Source organism: Devosia soli, assembly GCF_000970455.1.
GTDB classification, from domain to species: domain Bacteria; phylum Pseudomonadota; class Alphaproteobacteria; order Rhizobiales; family Devosiaceae; genus Devosia; species Devosia soli.
On record NZ_LAJG01000001.1, the window covers coordinates 1 to 18,468 of the forward strand.

General features: G+C 61.8%; 16 protein-coding genes and 1 rRNA gene. 10 read left to right on the forward strand and 7 right to left on the reverse strand.

Annotated features, from left to right (window positions below):
• Positions 1–90, forward strand: a 5S ribosomal RNA gene (gene rrf, locus VW35_RS22220); the annotation flags it as partial.
• Between the two features lie 120 nt (positions 91–210).
• Positions 211–714, forward strand: coding sequence for a hypothetical protein (locus VW35_RS00005; protein ID WP_052951386.1), 504 nt, complete (start codon positions 211–213; stop codon positions 712–714).
• A 10-nt stretch (positions 715–724) separates the two neighbouring features.
• On the opposite strand, the gene VW35_RS00010 is transcribed toward VW35_RS00005, so the two are convergent.
• The 5 genes from VW35_RS00010 to VW35_RS00030 form a co-directional block, all read right to left on the reverse strand.
• Positions 725–2,593, reverse strand: coding sequence for an adenine deaminase (locus VW35_RS00010; RefSeq protein WP_046141064.1), 1,869 nt, complete (start codon positions 2,591–2,593; stop codon positions 725–727).
• An 87-nt stretch (positions 2,594–2,680) separates the two neighbouring features.
• Entirely contained in the window at positions 2,681–3,430 is a 750-nt protein-coding gene (locus tag VW35_RS00015) for a glutamine amidotransferase (protein ID WP_046140987.1), read from the reverse strand.
• Between the two features lie 3 nt (positions 3,431–3,433).
• Positions 3,434–4,441 (reverse strand): LacI family DNA-binding transcriptional regulator, encoded by a 1,008-nt coding sequence (locus tag VW35_RS00020; protein WP_046140988.1) that lies wholly within the window; start codon positions 4,439–4,441, stop codon positions 3,434–3,436.
• Between the two features lie 9 nt (positions 4,442–4,450).
• Positions 4,451–5,188 carry a creatininase family protein gene (locus tag VW35_RS00025; protein ID WP_046141065.1) on the reverse strand — a complete coding sequence of 246 codons (738 nt, stop codon included), beginning with the start codon at positions 5,186–5,188 and terminating at the stop codon, positions 4,451–4,453.
• Entirely contained in the window at positions 5,185–6,144 is a 960-nt protein-coding gene (locus tag VW35_RS00030; protein ID WP_046140989.1) for a cytidine deaminase, read from the reverse strand. The genes VW35_RS00025 and VW35_RS00030 overlap by 4 nt, the downstream gene beginning before the upstream one ends.
• 136 nt (positions 6,145–6,280) lie before the next feature.
• Here VW35_RS00030 and VW35_RS00035 point away from each other — a divergent pair, with 136 nt between their 5' ends.
• From VW35_RS00035 to VW35_RS00070, 8 genes are all read left to right on the forward strand, one after another.
• Positions 6,281–7,624, forward strand: a complete 1,344-nt coding sequence (locus VW35_RS00035; protein WP_046140990.1) for an amidohydrolase family protein — start codon at positions 6,281–6,283, stop codon at positions 7,622–7,624.
• Entirely contained in the window at positions 7,624–8,577 is a 954-nt protein-coding gene (locus tag VW35_RS00040; RefSeq protein WP_046140991.1) for a nucleoside hydrolase, read from the forward strand. The genes VW35_RS00035 and VW35_RS00040 overlap by 1 nt, the downstream gene beginning before the upstream one ends.
• A 25-nt stretch (positions 8,578–8,602) precedes the next feature.
• Positions 8,603–9,652 (forward strand): BMP family lipoprotein, encoded by a 1,050-nt coding sequence (locus VW35_RS00045; RefSeq protein WP_046140992.1) that lies wholly within the window; start codon positions 8,603–8,605, stop codon positions 9,650–9,652.
• A 211-nt stretch (positions 9,653–9,863) separates the two neighbouring features.
• A complete protein-coding gene (locus VW35_RS00050; RefSeq protein WP_046140993.1) occupies positions 9,864–11,408 on the forward strand; it encodes an ABC transporter ATP-binding protein in 1,545 nt (514 codons plus the stop codon).
• Positions 11,405–12,502, forward strand: a complete 1,098-nt coding sequence (locus VW35_RS00055) for an ABC transporter permease (RefSeq protein ID WP_200896848.1) — start codon at positions 11,405–11,407, stop codon at positions 12,500–12,502. Before VW35_RS00050 ends, VW35_RS00055 begins: the two co-directional genes overlap by 4 nt.
• Complete coding sequence (locus VW35_RS00060) at positions 12,499–13,449, forward strand: ABC transporter permease (RefSeq protein WP_046140995.1); 951 nt, start codon at positions 12,499–12,501, stop codon at positions 13,447–13,449. The genes VW35_RS00055 and VW35_RS00060 overlap by 4 nt, the downstream gene beginning before the upstream one ends.
• The gene (locus VW35_RS00065; RefSeq protein WP_046140996.1) at positions 13,446–15,308 is read left to right on the forward strand and encodes an adenine deaminase; all 1,863 of its coding nucleotides are present in this window, start codon (positions 13,446–13,448) and stop codon (positions 15,306–15,308) included. The genes VW35_RS00060 and VW35_RS00065 overlap by 4 nt, the downstream gene beginning before the upstream one ends.
• A 94-nt stretch (positions 15,309–15,402) precedes the next feature.
• Positions 15,403–15,615 (forward strand): hypothetical protein, encoded by a 213-nt coding sequence (locus VW35_RS00070; protein WP_152662413.1) that lies wholly within the window; start codon positions 15,403–15,405, stop codon positions 15,613–15,615.
• A gap of 118 nt (positions 15,616–15,733) precedes the next feature.
• Here the strand turns inward: VW35_RS00070 and VW35_RS00075 are convergent, their stop codons facing one another.
• Both VW35_RS00075 and VW35_RS21875 read right to left on the reverse strand, forming a co-directional pair.
• Entirely contained in the window at positions 15,734–17,875 is a 2,142-nt protein-coding gene (locus tag VW35_RS00075; RefSeq protein ID WP_244465797.1) for a histidine kinase dimerization/phosphoacceptor domain -containing protein, read from the reverse strand.
• Positions 17,853–18,401, reverse strand: coding sequence for a biliverdin-producing heme oxygenase (locus VW35_RS21875; protein WP_152662414.1), 549 nt, complete (start codon positions 18,399–18,401; stop codon positions 17,853–17,855). The genes VW35_RS00075 and VW35_RS21875 overlap by 23 nt, the downstream gene beginning before the upstream one ends.
• Between the last annotated feature and the right edge of the window lie 67 nt (positions 18,402–18,468).

The following is an 18,468-nucleotide window of genomic DNA, read 5'->3' on the forward strand; positions in this document are numbered from 1 at the left end:
GACCCGATCCCATCCCGAACTCGACCGTCAAATCCCTCCGCGCCAATGGTACTAAGTCTCAAGACTTGGGAGAGTAGGTCACTGCAAGGTCTGCCAAAAACACATCACCTCTTTACAAAACCAAACCTAAAAGCCTCCGCACATAAGCGGAGGCTTTTTGCGTTCCAACGGTCAAACGGGACAAGTCGACGGCTGGGGACGGGGAACAAGATGGAAACGGACTTCTTTGCCGACTGCAGCAAATGCTTTGCGCTCTGCTGCACCGCCCTTGCATTCGATCGCGGCAGCCAGTTTGCACATGACAAGGCCGCCGGGCAGCCATGCCACCACCTCGCCAGCGACTTCCGGTGCACCATTCACGCCAAACGCGAGGAACTGGGTTACGATGGCTGCGAAGAATTCGACTGTCTAGGCGCAGGGCAGCGGGCATCGGCGGCGTTTGCCGGGGAAAACTGGCGGCGCGACCCCAGTGTGGCGCGACGTCTTTATGCAAGTTTTTCCATGCTGCTGCGGCTTCAGGAGATGCGCCGGGCGTTCGTCACGGCCGCCGATCTCGAAATCGATGCCGCGCTGCACAAGGAGCGCCTATCTCTCTTGGCGTCGCTATCAGCCCAGGCCGATACCTATTCTGAGGAGAATGCCGCCGCGGTCGACCAGACTCTCAAGGACTGCCGTGCTTTCCTTCGCCGTCTCCGCACCGCGCTTGCCGCCTAATTTCCTGTCTTCACCAGACGATCGGATGGGTCTGGCCGTTGGAAACATTGACAAATCCTTCCGGCGCCAAAGGCGACGGAGCGACAAGCACCCATCGCCATGGCGAGCAGGTCAATGTTGCAAAGGCCAGTCTTTCTGGAAATCCGGGCCACCATCGGGGCGAAAATGTCGGCTCATACATCCACTCTATCGTTTCGCCCTGACGATAGAGTTCGAGCATTTCCCGATCGAGTTCGGGCGCGGCACGATTGGTCATGAGGCCGCCGATCTCATAGCGAACCGTCGCTAACACTTTGCCGCCGCTGACCAAGGCCCACCCGCCCTGGATTTCGGTCAGTGTATTGACCGCCAAGGCCATGGCGTCGTCGGATGACCCGACAACCCAGATATTGTGTTTGTCGTGCCCCATAGAGCAGGCGAGTGCCGTATCTGGCGTCTTTGGCCCGGTTCCTAGCCAAAACATCTTCGCGGTTCGGCCTTCGCCCGAAAATCGGTCGACGATGGCAAATTTCGTAATGTTCTGGTCGCTGTCGCGCTGCACCAGGCCATCCACCACTGAGAGTTTGCTGGTGATGAAATCGTCATGCCAATGGAAGGGGCGCAGGAGCGCGGCATTGACCTTTTCACGGCCAGCCGGCGCAGCAATCGCAAAATCGGACGGCGTCAGTTGGCGCTGAATATTGACCGATGACGTCGCCCATATCGGCCAGGCAATCTTCGGAACTTCGGCGATATAGGTCCGGCCGGCCGAAATCTGCTTCCCGTCCGCCCAGACTTCCGCGATCCCGAGCGTCTTTTCATCGTCAAGAAGAACGAGATCGGCAAAGCGCCCCGGCGCTATGGCGCCGACCCAAGGCGTCAGCCGCATATGGCGGGCTGGATTGATCGTGACGAGTTGCACGGCGATTTCGAGCGGCAGTCCGGCTTCCATCGCGAGGCGGACATTGTGGTCCGTAGCACCAAGCTTCATGGTGTCGGAAGCGCTGCGATCATCTGTGCAAAGGGCAAAATTGGACCAATCGTCCTGCCCTTCGGCGATCAGACCGCTGATGATTTCCTTGAGCGAATGCGGGCGGAGTTCCATGAACAGCCCACGGCGCAGCTTGTCTGCGACTTCCTGTGGCGTCCAGGCCTCATGGTCCGACGCCATGCCAGCTCCGGCAAAGGCGTTGATGTCGTCGATTGCCCGCATGCCGGCAGCATGTCCTTCAACGACGCCACGCTGTGCGAACGTCGCTTCGATCATGCCCCAGAGTCTGTCATGCGACGGGTTCTCGGGATTCCAGACTGCCGGCCAGTCCATGACCTCATCGAGTCCCGCCACGGTGAGGTTGTCGCGCAGGAATTCGGTCTGTTCGGCATAGCCGAAATGCCCGCCACCCCATTCATAAGCCGTTGGCGGAACCGCGGAACCGGGGAGTGGGAAGATCTTTGCCGGCGAGCCGGCACGTCGCGCGGTCAGCCAGAATTCGAGGTTTCTCGAGCCGTTGACATTGGAGAATTCGTGGCTCGCTTCGCAGGTCCACGTGCAGCCATGCGGCAGGACCAGCGCTGCCTCCCATTCCGGGGTCAGATGGCTCGACTCGATATGCTTATGCACTTCGCCGAATCCGGGAAGAGCGCTCAAATGCCGGCGGTCGACCCGCTCCCCGACTTCGCCGGGAAATTGACCGGTTGGCCCAACCCAGGCAATGCGGCGCCCCGAGATCACGACCTCCTGGTCCTCGTGCCATTTGCGGCCATAGCTGTCAAATAGCCTACCGACGCGGACCGCGCGGTCAGCGGGCCTTTTGCCCAAGGCGACGAGCGCGAGGTGCTTGCGGATCGCTACCTCGTCCTTGGCGTTGACGATCAGGTCTTCGGGCAAAAGGTCGTTCACGCGCGCGTCCAATATGATGGTGCAATGGGCTCGGCGCTGTCTTGCCGTGAAACTGCACGATTGTCACGGCCTGCAGCGGTCTAAGCGTTACTGGCCGGCCGCCCAATCGCAAAGTTGGGTCCAGAGCCTGTCATAGCCCGGCCATTCGACGAATGGCGGCGGCGCCCAGTGCGGCCCGCAATCGGACGCGAAAGCAACACTTCGGCCTTGGCCGAAGCTGCCCGCAACGATGAGCGGATGATCGCCGACTCGGGCGACCAGAGTGGCGTCGGGCTTAGCCGCAATGCGATTGTAGCCGAGAAGGATCGGCCACTCGTCATCAAGTCCGGCGACGATTGGGTGGTTGCCATCGGCAATCGTTGGATGAATGCCTTGGGGAGCTTCGACACGATCGTCGCCCTGTTCGATCGAAACCGGCAGCGCTTCTTCGATCGGGGAGCCGGCATACTGCGCCTTTGCGTCAATCCCCTGGAAAGTGAGATAGCCCCCCACCATGACGAGCCCGCCGCCCTTGGCGACATAGTCGCGAATCGAGGCGAGCCGATTGGGCAGGACGCGGGACTTGGTAAAGGTCTCGGGATGAAGGAGCAACGTATTGGCGCCGATATCTGAAAGCAGCACGACGTCATAGGCGGCAAGATCTTCCGGCGTGAAGGGAAAATCGCGCGCTGCGACATGGGATGGCTGAAAGGTGACATCCCAACCGCCTTTTTCGAGCGCAGTCTTCAGCCAGCGCACGCCTTCGGCATATTCGGTGGTGGTGAAACTGTCGAACCCCTTCTGGTGGATCGAGTGAACGGTCCAGGATTCGCCGGCAATCAGGATGCGTTTGGTCATGGTCTAGCCTTGCTTGAAAGGGGGGGCGACGGATTGGCGGATCATCAACTCCACCGGTAGCCGTGTTTCGGCCGGGGGAACGTGCCCGTCGAGAAGGGAAAGTAAGTGCCGCACGGCCAGTTCGCCCATGGCCGCGACAGGCTGGCGGATTGTGGTGAGCGGCGGGTCGACGAGCGCTGCAAACGCCATGTCGTCGAAGCCGACGAGGCTAATATCCTTGGGAATGGACAAGCCATGCTCACGCACCCCCTGCATGACGCCGATGGCAATGTAGTCCGAACACGCGAGGATCGCCGTTGGCGGTTCGGCTGCATCGAGCAGCACATGGGTGGCAGCAGCGCCATAGTCCCGCGTATACTCGCCAAGCAGAACCCAACCGGGTCGAATGGTCAGGCTTGCCTCACCCATGGCGCGGCTGAACCCTGCCAGGCGCTCGCCGACGCTCAGCAATCGATGCGGCCCACCGATCAGGGCGATGCTGCGATGCCCCATTTCGATCAGGTGCCGCGTCGCGCGATAGCTGCCTTCAGCATTATCGACGAAGACACGCGGAACGGTGACGCCGGCAATATCCTCGTCGAGAAGCACGACGTTTTCGCGCCCCGCAAGAAGACCGGCAAGCGAGCCGTCGTCGACGCGGTTCGTCGTCATGATCAGGCCATCGACGTGGCTGTCGGCCATGCGCCGGATAGCGTTGATTTCGGCATCGGCATGTCCGCCGGTCGAGGTTATGTAGACCGAGTAGCCGCTGGCATGGGCCTGTCGTTCGACGGCGGCAGCAAGCTCTGCGAAGAATGGGTTGGCGATATCCGGTGTCACAAGGGCAATGGCTTCGGATTTGCCCGTGGACAGTCGGCGCGCCAGCAGGTTCGGGCGATAGTCGAGCTTGGCGATCGCGGCGTCGATCCGGTCACGCGTTGCCTGAGGCAGCTCGATGCGGTGATTAAGATAACGCGAGACCGCTGTTGGCGAAACGCCGGCCTCGGCCGCGACCTCACTCAGGGTCGCCATCTGAAGGCCCTAGATGCCATGGCGCGCCCTCCAAGCCGCTACCAGTTTGAGGCTTTCCCCGAGGATACCGGCAATGAGAGCTTCGCCTTTGTCCCGCGTTGCCGGCCGTGGGTCACCGAAAACGCCAGAGGGATTGAAATCGCGAAACTGCATGGGTTCGCTGCCGAATGTCGGCGGAAATTGTGGGTAGGAGGGTTCGGCACGCGCTATGTCGACGCTATCGGGAGCAATGGCGAGCATGATCGCCGTCTCGACTTCGTCGGCATGATAAAATCCGGGACCCGCTGGCGCGCTCTCGCAGATATCGCCGGCAAGACGCTCGAGGCCGGGATAGTCGAGATGGCAAACCGGCAGGCCGGCGGTTGTGAGACGGCGCGCGGCGAGCAGCATCGGCTCGCGATTGCCGAAATGGCCGTTGACGATGATCAGGCCTTGCACACCCATGCGCAAAAGCTCGTGGCCGATGTCTTCGATCATGGCCTGTAGCGTGCGCGGCGAGATGGAAATGGTGCCGGGATAAGCACTTGCCGTCCATGCGTCGCCATAGGTGATCGGCGGGAGGAGAAGCGCATCGAGATCATCTGCAAGCCGTCTGCCGACGCCATGCGCCATATCGGTGTCGGTCGTCAGCGGCAGATGCGCGCCATGCTGCTCGCAGGCGCCGATGGCAAGGACCGCAAGGGCGCCCCGTTCGATGCGCTCTGCGACATCTACCCAGGGTGTCCGGGAAAAATCCGCCGCGCTCACGGGGTCCACCCCAGGACGATAAGCGGGGCACCGGGCACGATGCGCGTTAGCAATTCGCGTGTGCTGACCGTGTAATCGACAGCGCCACCCCGCACCGTGCCGAGCGTCGCGCCCGTGATGTCGGCATAGTCATAGCCATGGGCGAGCAGGTCCACCATGGCGGCCTGGATTGGGTGGATGGTCGGATTAAAGGCAACGCTTTCAATGGCATGGCCCGAAACCATATTGCCGTCTCGAAGGTGCAGGAGGACGCCACCAGGGCATTTGCTATAGGGCGAATGGCTGCGCCGGCCCGCGGCGAGCAGCGTTTCCGACCAGGCCGAACTGGCGTCTTCGTCGAATCTGAGAGGGGGCCAGAGTTCGCGGCCTGGGACGGCGCCGGTTTCGCCGAGATAGTCGGGGTCGAACGGCCAGGGATAGAGCTGGGCGAGGGTCAGCGTGTGGCCGAGGGGATCGATCAGTTCGAGTCTGTCGCTAGCCGCATATTCGGCAAGGCACTGGCGGCAATGGGCGCAGGGATGGGCTTCGCCGATGGCGATGACGGAAATATTGGTGCCGCGGCTCATGGCACGGGTGAAGACAAACCCTTCTCCGTGCAGGGTAAATCCGAGATGGGTGCCCGGAAATTCGACATTGCCGCCGAGAATGAGGTTGCCTGTTTCGGCTTCGAGGCCGACGGCGCCGACGTGAAAATTTGAGATGCTCGGCCGGGCGATTTTCTTGGCAACATCGAGCAACAAGCACATGAGATCGCGTATTGAGACAAGGGCGAATTCGGCAACAAGATCGGCTGCCAATCGGGCCGGAATGACGCTGCCTTCGTTAGCATTCCGATACCCCTGAGCGTCGCCTAGCGCGTTTTCGATACGCGCCGCGATTGTCCGGCGCGTTTCCTCCGAGATCGCGGCGAGACGAGCTGGAACTGTCGGGTCGGCGATGAACGGATTAGTGCTCACAGCGCGCCTGCCGAAGATTTATGCATAAAAGCGAAGAGCTTCGCTCTTGTGCACATCCCTAGCGATTGCATTTGACAACCTTCGTGAAACCATCGTTAGATTGGCTATGTAAAGCGCTTTACCAACGATAGGTCAAATGGGTTCTACGCTTCTTTGCAACGCAACGGTCCTGACTGTGGATAGCGGCAACGCTGTTTATTCGGGTGGATGGGTCAGCTTCGTTGACGGAAGGATCACCGGCGTTGGTGCAGCGGAGACGTGTCCAAGGGGTGCCGACTTCGACCAAGTCCACGATTTGGCCGGCCATATCGTCATGCCCGGCCTCGTCAATGCGCATACCCATTCGGCCATGATATTGTTCCGCGGCCGCTCGGAAGGGCAGAGCCTTCTCACCATGGAGGGCTGGTACAATTCCATTCGCGAGCCGGAGCTGTCGCTTGTTTCGTCGGACATCGGGCCAGCCGTGGCGCTCTCCTGCGCGGAAATGGCGCTGAGCGGTACGACGACATTTTGCGACCAATACTTTTTTGCCGAAGAGATTGCGGCGGCCGTCAAGGATGCAGGTCTTCGTGCCGTCATCGCCTATGGCATCGTGCAATTGGGCGACAAAGAGCGCGGCGAGGAAGAACTTGCCAAGGCGACCGATTTTCTGCGCCAGCAGCGCTCGGCCGATGGGCGGGTGATCCCCTGGTTCGGCCCGCATGCACCCTATGTCGATAACACGGAAGATCTGCTTCTCGCCGAAGTCGCCGTCGCCAATGAGTTCGGCGTCGGGTTGCACCTGCACATGGCGTGCGGGCCTGAAGACAATGAAGAAACCGAGCGGCGCTATGGCACGACGGCGGCAGTGGCGCTCGAAAAGCTTGGCTTCTTCAATGGCCGCATCCACGCAGCGCATTGCCTTGATCTCAGCCCTGAGGATATCGCGGTTTTCGCCCGCGCGCCGCATGCTTCCATTTCCCACAATGCGACGGCCGGCCTTCGCTCGGGCCGCGAGGGCATCTGCCCGGTGGTCGATCTCAAGGCTGCGGGCGTCACTGTTGCTTTGGGCACCGACAATGTCGCGGCCAACAACGGCTATGACATGATCAACGAAATGCGGGTTGCCGGTCTTGTCGCCTCTCATCGCGAGCGGACAGCGCAGCCGATCTCCAGCGCCGAGCTCGTGCGCATGGCGACCATCGAAGGCGCCAAGGCGCTGGGGCTCGCTTCCGAGATCGGCTCGCTCGAAGTGGGCAAGGCGGCCGATATCATCGCGATCGATATTTCTGGTGCAGGCTATTCCGAGACCCCTGACATCGAGACGCTGCTGGTCTATTCCGGAAGCGGACGGGATGTGCGCCATGTTTTTGTCGCCGGCGAGCAGCTGGTACAAGATCGGCAGCTCCTGCGCCGGCCCTTGTCCGAGATCAGGGCCGAGTACTCAAACACCTATAGGGATTTCTGGGACCGCGTCGCAGCGGCTCGGAAAGTGGCATAATGGCAAGAAAACTCATTCTCGATACCGATGGTGGCGTCGACGACGCGCAGGCCCTGATGATGCTGATCGCCAATGGCAAGACGCCGGACGCGATCACGACCGTTTTCGGCAATGTCGGCCTCGATGCGGCAACGCGCAACATTCTCACTGTGCTCGAAGTCGCGGGCAAAGGCTCGGTGCCGGTTCATAAGGGCGCCGATCGTCCGCTGACCCAGCCGGTCATCGATGCCAAATATATCCACGGCGAAGACGGCCTTGGCGGCGCGCCGCGACCTGCCAGAATCCCTGATGTCGCCAGCACCGACGGCGTCGGCTTTCTCATCGAGACCTTCCGCGCCGCCGCCAAGGCTGGCGAAAAGGTCGATATCCTGATGATCGGGCCACTGACCAACTTGGCGCTTGCCCTGCGGCTCGCCCCCGAAATCGTGCCGGGCATCGGCCAGCTCACCATCATGGGCGCAACTGTCTATGGCCGCGGCAACACGACGCCCGCCGCCGAATTCAATATCTATGCCGACCCCGAAGCTGCCGCGATCGTCTTCGGCGCCGACGTCGAAACGCTTGTCGCGCCGTGGGAGCCCTGCGTCACCCATTTCATGACCGGCGACGAAGTCGATGCGCTCCTCGCTGAAATTCCCGATAGCCCGGAAAAGACTTTTTCGGCCGCGCTTGTCGACCACGCCCGCAAGACCACTGTCGGCTATGGCGGGCCCGATCATTTCCGCTTCGTCGATCCGCTGGCCATTGCCGCGGTCATCGAGCCGGAACTCGTCACCAAGACCATTCGTGCCTCCGTCGATGTGGCGCTTGCGCCGGGGATCGCGCGCGGCATGACCGTGGTCGATCCTTCAGGCCGCCTCGGCACGCCGATGGTGACCTTGATCGAGGAAGCAAAGGTCGATCGCCTCGTGGCGCTCTACCGCGCGTCCGTTGCCTACCGCGTCACCGCCTGACCCAAGCCTTAAGGGAGCTTCGTCAATGTCCAACCCCACCTTCACCCGCCGCGCCTTTGGCGGTCTTCTTGCCGCGGGTCTGATGACCTCGGTATCCGCTGGCGCCGTTTTCGCGCAGGAATACACCAAGGAGAACCCGCTCAAGGTTGCCCTGGTCGTTCACGGCAATCTCGGCGACAAGAGCTTCTTTGACTCCGCCGCTGCGGGTCTGGACCGTGCCGAGGCGGATCTCCCGGTCGATGTTACCGTCATCGAAGCGGGCAATGATCGCGGCCGCTGGCAGCCGGCCCTCGCCGACGCCACCGACCAGGGCTATGACGTCGTCATCGCTGGCACTTGGGAAATGACTGGCTTCATGGCCGAACTCGCTCCGGACTATCCGGAAACCAAGTTCATCGTTTTTGACGATGCGCCTGATTTCACCGCCGGAAACCTCGGCAATATGCTCGCCATCAACTATCGCGTCTCGACCGCCGCTTATCTGGCCGGCTATGCGGCCGCCAAGATCTCCGAGAGCGGCAAGCTTGGTGAGATCCTCGGCGTTGAAGGCACGACCGTCGTCGAATTCGCCCTTGGCTTCGAGCAGGGCGCCAAGGCCGCCAATCCCGATGTCCAGGTGACCCGCGCTGTCGCCGGCTCGTTCACCGATCCGGCCAAGGGCAAGGAACTGGCGCTGGCCCAGTTCGCCCAAGGCGTTGACGTGGTGTTCCCGATCGCCGGCGGCACCGGCATCGGTGCGCTCCAGGCTGCTCGCGACGAAGGTAAGCTTGCCGTTGGTGTCGACAGCGATCAGGCCGAAATTTTCGCGCCCACCGATCCGGCTCAGGCCGATGTGATCTTTACCTCGGTCGAAAAGAAGGTCGGGGATTCGCTCTATACCGCCCTGCAGCAGACCCTTGATGGCACCGCGCCCTATGGCACCAACCTGATCCTCGGCCTTGCCGATGGCGCTGTGGGCATCGCCAAGAACAGCTATTATGAAAAGCTTGTTCCGGCCGATGTCCGCGCCGAAGTCGATGAGCAGGAAGCCAAGATCATCGCCGGTGAAATCACCGTCGATACCGGCATGAACTGATTTGGCTGATAGTTGGCGTGCCGTGGCTCTTTCCTTCTCCCCTGAGGGGGAGAAGGTGGCGCTTAGCTTCGGATGAGGGGTTCAGACTGTCGGACTAACCGACGGCCTTCACTCCTCAGCCCCTCCCTCTCCCCTCTAGGGGAGAGGGGGCGAAGGATCCACGACACCGCCGACTGTTCCAAGTAAGACTTTCTTTTCGCGAGGAGACGCCATGGCGCCGCTGCTCGAAGCCATTTCCATCGGCAAGACCTATCCCGGCGGCACCGTCGCTAATGACGGCGTCAATCTCTCGATCGAAGCGGGCGAAGTTCATGCCGTCGTCGGCGAGAACGGGGCCGGCAAGTCGACGCTGATGAAAATCCTTTTTGGCATCGAACAGCCCGATCGCGGCGAACTGCGCCTCGACGGCAAGCCTGTCTCCTTCGCCAATCCGCGCGAGGCCATCGACAATGGCATCGGCATGGTGTTCCAGCACTTTTCGCTGGTGCCGTCCTTCTCGGTCTATGAAAACGTCGTGCTCGGCTCCGAGCCGCGCACTGGCATCAAATTCGACCGCCAAAAGGCGATCGAAGAGGTGCGCGCGCTTTCCGAAAAATTCCGCCTCGCGGTCGACCCCCTGCCGCCGGTTGGCCAACTCCCTGTCGGCCAGCAGCAGCGGGTGGAAATCCTCAAGGCGCTTTATCGGAACGCGCGCATCCTCATTCTCGATGAGCCGACTGCCGTCCTTGCGCCGCAGGAAGTCGAAGAACTCTTCGTCGCCGTCCGCGCCCTCGTCGCCCAGGGCCGCACCGTCATCTTCATCGCCCACAAGCTGCCCGAAGTTCTCGCCATTTCCGATCGCATCACCGTCATGCGCGCCGGCAAGACGGTCGGCTCGGTAAACGCCAAGGAAGTCACCGAACAAAGTCTTGCCACCATGATGGTCGGCCGCGAAATCGCGCTCCGCGTCGATCGCGCCAAGGGCCGCGGCGATCTTGCCTGCGAAGTCAAGGCGCTCAAACTCACGGCCGAAAGTGGCGCGCCGATTGCCGAAGACCTGAACCTCAAGGTGCATCAGGGTGAAATCCTCGGCCTTGTCGGCGTCGAGGGCAATGGTCAGGCCGAGCTCTTGGAAGCCATAGCCGGCCTTCGCGCAATCGCCGACGGCGTCGTCTATCTCAATGGCGAAAAACTCAACCCGCTCTCGACCCTCGAGCGCCGCGAATTGGGCCTTGCCAGCATCCCCGAGGACCGCATCGCGCGCGGGCTCGCGACCGGTGCCACCATCGCCGAAAACCTCGTCGCCACCCGCCTTGCCGACAAGCGCTATGTCCGCAATGGCCTGCTCGATTTGAAGGCCATCAAGGCCCAAGCCCTCAAACTCATCGAGCGCTATTCCATCCGCGCTGGCGGCCCCGGTTATCCGGTCGGCACGCTTTCGGGCGGCAATATGCAAAAGGTCGTCGTCGCGCGCGAACTCTCCGAGCAGCCGAAACTCTTGCTCGTCAATCAGCCGACCCGCGGCGTCGACCTCGGCGCCACCCAGTTCATCTGGAAGTCCCTCACCGAAGCCCGCGATGGCGGCGCCGCGGTGCTTTTGAGTTCCGCCGATCTCTCCGAACTGCTCGCGCTCTCCGATCGCCTCGTCGTTTTTTATCGCGGCAAGATCGTCGCGGCCTTCGTCAATTCCGATGACCTCACCGCCGAAACGCTGGGCACCTATATGCTCGGCCTCTCGCGCCAGGATCCCGAAACCATGCGGGCAGCCCTCCAATGAGCCAGAACTCTCCTTCCCGCTGGGCCATGATCGGCCGCGAAACCGGCCGCGCCGTCACCGCTGTCGTCATCGCGCTGCTCGTCGCCCTCGTCGTGATCCTTCTGACGTCAGCCGATCCTGGCGCCGCTTTCCAGACGCTGCTCACCGCGCCGCTCTCGTCCAATCGCACCATGGGCCTCTGGATCGACGATGTCGCCAAACTGACGCTCACCGGTCTCGCCTTCAGCCTCGTTTTCCAGGCTCGGCAATTCTCCATGGGCGTGCAGGGCCAGGTCTATATGGGCGGGCTCTTTGCCGCGCTCATCGCCATGTCGCCGATTGGCGCGACGCCACTCGCCATTCCCGTCGCCATGGTTGCCGCCATGCTGGCCGGCGCCGTCTATGGCTTCATCCCCGGCTATGCCAAGGCGCGCTTCGGCGCGAGCGAGATCGTTTCCTCGCTCATGCTCAACTATATCGCCATTTTGATCGTCAATTACCTCATCCGCGCCCACCTCGCCCCGCAAGGCACAGGCCAGTTGGCGACGGCCAAGTTCCCCGACACGGCGATCTATCCCGCCATCCTCCCCGGCACGCGCTTCGATCTCGGCATTCTCGTCGCCCTCGTCGCGACCTTCGTCGTCTGGTTCCTGCTCTACCGCACCAATTGGGGCCTCAAACTGCGCTTGGTCGGACACAATCCAAAATTTGCCGAATATTCCGGCATCCGCTCGAGCTTCATAATGGTCTCGGCCATGACCGTCGCAGGCGCCTTCGGCGGCCTCTTGGGCTCCGTCTTCGTCCAGGGCCGCGCCTTCGGCAATCTCGCGCAGAATTTTGACGGCAATCTCGCTTTCGAAGGCATTCTCATTGCCATTGTCGCCCGCTCGCGGCCGCTCGCCGTGCCCTTCGTGGCGCTGGCCTATGGCTATCTCCGCCAGGGCGCCCAGCTCATGGGCATCCGCACCGACGTGCCCACCGAAATGATCTCGGTGGTTCAGGCCATCATCATCCTTCTCGTTGCCTCGTCCTTCTCGCTGCCGGGCAAGAAATTCTTTGCCAATCTCCTCGGCCGCAAGACGACACCAGCCGCCACGCCGGAGGCCGCGAAATGATCGAACTCCTGATGACGGTCTTTTCCGCGACCTTCTTCGTCACGGTCATCCGCACCACGACACCACTGCTTTTCGCCACGCTCGGCGGCCTTATTTCCGATCTCTCCGGCGCGCTCAATGTCGCGCTTGAAGGTATGATGCTGATCTCGGCGCTCACCGCTGTCATCATCTCGGTCTATGCGCCCTGGTATGTCGCGGTGCTCTCCGGCATCTGCGCCGGCGCCATGCTCGGTGCGCTCATGGCCTTCTTCCATCTGCGCTTGAAAGCCGACATTATCCTCGTCGGCTTCGCCGTCAATATTCTCGCGACCGGCGGCACCGTCTTCGCCCTCTCGCAAGCCACTGGGGGCGACAAGGGCACGTCGATCAATCTCCAATCCAAGGCTGTCCCGGCGGTCAATCTCTCCTTCCTCGATGCCATCCCCGTCGTCGGGCCGACCCTGCGCAGCCTCCTTTCAGACCACTCGATCCTCTCCTGGCTCGCACTCTTCATGGTCTTTGCGGTCTGGTATTTCCTTTACCGCACCCCCTATGGCCTCTGGCTCCGCGGCGTCGGCGAATATCCGGCGGCCCCGGAAGCGGCGGGCATCAACGTCACCAAGGTGCGCGCCTGGAGCCTTGTCGCCTCGGGCGCTCTTGCCGGCATTGGCGGCGCGCAATTGGCCATGTTCAACTACATCGGCTTTACTCGTGACATGACCGCGGGCCGCGGCTTTATTGCCCTCGGCGCCGTGCTGCTCGGCGCGCGCCATCCGGTCGGCGCCATGCTCGCCGCGCTCCTCTTCGGCATTTTCGAAGCCCTCGCGGTGGTCATGCCCAATCTCTTCAATTGGATTCCCGGCGAAATGATCCAGACCATTCCCTTCGTGGTCACGGTTCTTGCCCTGATCCTTTTCAGCTATCGCGCCCAGCGCGCCCGCCAAATGCGGACCCTGACCAAGATATGACCCTCCCCGACGACCTCATCCTCTCCGCGACCGATGAGGTCGCCATCCGGAAGCATCTGTTGCTGGTGTCGCTGGGCAAAAGACCGGCCGATCTTGCCGTGGAAGTCGGCCGCCTCCTTGCCGTCCATGCCAATGAGTGGATGGACAACCAGGAGATCATCATCGCCGGCCGCCGCATTGCCTATGTCGGCCCGGTGGGCTCCTATCGTGGCGAGGTCAAATCCCGCGTTTCCTATCCCGACCTCTCCGCCGTCCCCGGCTTCGGCGAAGTCCACAAGCACATCGAATCCACCCACATCACGCCCGATTTCGAGGCCGAGCTCGTCCTCCCGCGCGGCAACACCTGGACCTGCGAAGCCAGCCACGAATTCGCCAACGTCAATGGCCCCAAAAACATCGAGTTCTGGGAAAAGGCCCGCCGCGCCGGCTCGCCTTTAAAGGTGTTCATCCAACCGGGTTCCGCCGTGCCGCCCACGCCATGGGAGCAGTCCGGCGGCTATTTTGGATATGACGAGCAGAGAAAATTCCTCTCGGAAAATCTCTCGGTGACGAGCCTCGACGAGGTCATGGACTGGCCCTCGGTTTGGGACCCCACCAATCCGGGCTACGCGCGCATGTGGGGCATGATCCGCGCCACCTTTGAAATGCGCGGCGTCGTCGAAGGCCACGGCAATGGTCTCACCGATCTCCACGATATTTCCGCCTTCGCTGCTGCTGGCCTTTCCTCCGACCACGAAGTCTGGGCGCTCGAAGAAACCTGGGATCGGCTGCTGCGCGGGCTTTTTACCGAGCTTCGTCCCTTCTCTTATGACGCCATAATTCCCGGCCTCATCGAAAAGGGCCTCAAGGATTGGTCCAATATCGCCTTCACGACGGACGATCGCAGCGCCAGCGATACGCTGCGCGATGGCGCCACCGACCACAATGTCCGCCACGCGATCCACTACGGCCTCTCGCCGGAAATCGCCATCCAATGCGCCACCATCAATCCGGCGCGCCATATGCGGATCGACCAATGGGTCGGCTCGATCACGCCGGGACGCTATGGCGACATAGTGCTTTTGCGCGACGTCCCCTCGATCGACATCGCCCATGTTTATTCCGATGGCCAGCTGGTCTCCGAGGGCAGGACCTATACCGGTCCCAAGACCCGCATCGATTGGCCCGATTGGGCGTCTGGCTCCGTCAATATCGGCCGCACGCTGACCGCCGCCGATTTTGCCATCAAAGCCGAACCTGGCCGCACCACCATGCAGGCGGCGATCTCTCGCCCCTTCGCCTGGAACGAGGATTTTGCCGTCGAGACCCTTCCGGTCGAAAACGGCGAAGTGCAGCGCGATCCCCAAAAACTCATCACCAAATGGTCGATGGTGGATCGCTATCGCGGCGATGGCGCGGTGGCGTCCATGTTCTGGACCGGCGTCGGCCCTGCCGATCCGGACACCGCCCTTTGCTGCTCTGTCGCCCACGATAGCCACAATATCTGGTGCATCGGCTCGTCCGACGCCGCCATGGCCAAGGCCGTCAATCGCCTCGCCGAAATCGATGGTGGCTATGTCCTCGTCCATCGCGGCGAGGTCGTTGCCGAACTGCGCCTCGAAATCGCCGGTCTCATGACCGCGCGCCCCGCCGAAGCGTTCGACGCGGATATGAAGGCCTTCCTCGCCCGCGCCGAGGAGGTGGACTGGGTCTATGCCCCTGCCGCGATGAACCGCTGGAAACCTGGCTTTCCTGAATTTTTGATCTTTGCGACGCTCACCTGTTCGCCCTGGCGCTGGGTCTTGGTCGCGCCTTCCGCGCTCTGTCCGGAAGGTTTCGTCAATGTCCAGACCGGCGAGACACACAAAATCGTCTGGTAGACAGGCCTGACGCAATCTTGAAGTGCTTGCCAATCGCTTGCCGCAAACTCAAGATGAATAGGCTCTGGTCTATTCAGGCGAGGCGATGGCGACGATGGAATTCAAAGTGGTCACGGCAAGTTACGATGCGGCAGCGCATCTGCTTTCCTATACCGCGACGGGTCTTCGCAACGGTCTCCACTTTACCGTCTCCTCGCGCGTCAAATGCCTCAAGGATCCCGGATCGGCCGAGCGCCTTCACATGGTGGTGCTGCTGGCGCTGACCGATCATTTCAAGCGCCCGAGTCCCTCGGGCCTGCGCTGGTAGTTACGGCGTCAGCCGCCGAGATTGAACAGCAAGATCAAAGTCCTGGCGTTGCGGCTCGCGCACCTTCGAGGCACGGGCCATCAAGAAAAAAGCGGCAAACAAGGCTGTGGTCGAGGACCTAGTTGGCGCTTTCGCTCTGGGCCTTGATGGGGGCGGTCATGACCGCGCGTGTGCCCGGAAGGTTGTCCTCGTAATCGAGCGTACCTTGCAACTGGCGCACAAGGACGCTCAGCATCTTGCTGCCAAAGCCGGTGCCCGTCACCTCGGTGCCCATGCCGCGACCGGAATCGGCGATGATGAGCCGCAGCATGGTGCGATGTTGCTCGAGCTTGATAACCGCAGGGCCGGGCACGCCGCCATAGGCATATTTGGTGATATTGGTCAGCAACTCGTTGACGACGAGCCCGACGGAAACAGCGCGATCTGTGCTGATCAGGATGGGCGCGAGATCGAGATGAAGATTGTGCCGCCAGCCGGTATCCATGGCATCGAGCAGTTCGGTCGCGAGCTCTTCGAGATAACGCGAGAGATCGATGATCTCGACGCTGTCATCCTGGTAGAGCCGCCGGTGAGCGAGCGACACGGCCATGAGCCGGTGTTGCGCCTGTTCGAGCGCGTCCTTGGTATCCCCGCCGGCCGCACGGCCCTGCATGCGCAGAAACGCCGCAACGAGCGAAAGACTGTTCTGGACACGATGATTGACCTCGCGAAGGAGAAAATCCTTCTGGGCGATCAACTGCTCGTTTTCGCGCAGCGTGGTCGTCAGTTCCCGGTTGAGCTGGCGGATGCGGCCATTGTTGCGTGCTTCAAGAAGAAGTTTCACGACGCGCGCGGCTGACTCGGTTTCAGCCAGGCTCCATTCGCGGGAACGGCCGCGTACGTTTTCCGACCATTCTTCGAACGAGGCGCGCGGGGTCAGCGTGGCGCCGGGCTCATGCGGCACGTCCTTGTGCGGGTTGCCGGCCCATTTGACCACCTGCAGCTGCTCGACGCGGAACCACATCAGGATGGTCGGCACTTCGGTCGACATGGTGACGGCGACAAGCCCGCTGGCGCTGTCCCGGAAGTCGGTCGCTATCGGAAATTCTGCGGAAAGTTCACGTGTCGCGACGGGCTTGAGAAGCGCCGGAACCCGGACATAATCGGCAATGGCGCGAATATCGGCCGGATCCGGACAGTGGCCGTAGCGGAAAAGATCGCCGCCCTGGACGGCAGCAAAACCATCAGCATCGAGGAGCTTTGCAAGGTCTTCACCGGACCGGGCGAAGAAATCGGTGAGGCTATGATCACCGCCGAGGTGGCTGAGAATGCTGTCTTCCTGCGCGCGCAGCTTGACGCGCTCGCGATAAAGCTCGTTCTCTTCGCGCGACTTGACCATGCGAGCCAGGCTCGCTGCCATGGATTGGCAGGCGATACGCGTGTTGAGCGAAAGCGGCCGCACTTCGTGATGATGGCAGGCAATGAGGCCCCAGAGCATGCCATCCTTGACGATGGACATCGAGGCGGAAGCGGCGACGCCCATATTCTTGAGATATTGAATATGGATGGGCGAGACGCTGCGCAGCGTTGAATCGCTGAGATCGATGCTGGTCAGATCGGAACTGGCGCTGACGATCGGGGCCGGCTCGTAGCCGACATCGGCGATAACCCGCACCTTGTTGCGCACATAAAGCGCGCGCGCCTGCCGCGGAATATCCGAGGCCGGGAAATGGTGGTGCATGAAACTCGGTGACTGGTCCGAGATGCTTTCGCCAAGGACAACGCCGGCGTCGCCATCGAGGAAGCGATAGAGCATGACCCGGCTATAGCCGGTCAATTGCTGAAAGACGCGCGCCGCTTCCGTCGAAAGCGCCTCGATCGTCACGGTGCGCTCAAGCCGGGCTTCAAGCGTATCGAGAAGGGCAAGCGAGGCGATGCCGAGCTGCGTGCCATCCGCGCGGTCGGTCAGTTCGACCACGAGATGTTCCCCGCTCCGATAAGCAACGGCATCCTGAAGCTTTTCGCCAAAGCCGACTTCGCCGATGACGTGCAGGCCTGTGCGCGGCAGTAAGGGCACGATGCTTTCGGCGCTGTGGCCGATAAGATCGGCGAGATTACGCCCCAACAGGGCATCGGACGTGTTCCCGGTGCCGGCATAGCCGACGATCTCGCCGCTGCGCGGATCGGCAACCAGCATCACGCCATAGGGCTGGATGGAGCCCGGGATATGGATGGGTTCGAGATCACAGCTCGTCAGGTCAAACGCCTTGGGATCGTTCACCGATCTTCTCCGTATAAATGGCAAGGGCGACCTCGAAGACCGCCAATGCACCGTCGATGGCGCGGGCCGGATCGAGATCTTCGGCGCGATCGAGAAGTGAAAGGAAATTTCGCCAGCGGCCTGCATCACCCGCCTGCGCGGCGAGGTGGCGAGCGCCGAAAAGGCCGGTCAGCCCAATTGCCTCGGCGCGGCGTACGAGCAGCCGCGCGCCGAGACACGAGCCTTCGAGCACATAGAAGGCGCCGATCTGTCGGCTGGCATCGGTGATCGCGTTGACCGGGAGCTTGGCCGGAAGGACTGCAAGCTCGAGATCGTCGCGATCGGCGTGCAGATCATCGAGGAGCGATGGCGTCGACCAGATTGTGCTTTGCGCCAGGGCAGGCTCGATCCGTTCGCGAAAGGCGAGGGTGTTGTGAAGATACCGGCCATAGCTCGCCCGGTCGTTGAACTGGCCGACGGACGCGTCGAGCTCTTCATGAACAGCGGCAGTCGCCCGCCTGAGGTCGGCTCTGAGATCCATGGTCACCACGTCACGCTCCAAAGTCAGGCCGACTGCGAGCAGCGACTCGTCTCACGCCTAGCACAACGTGCCA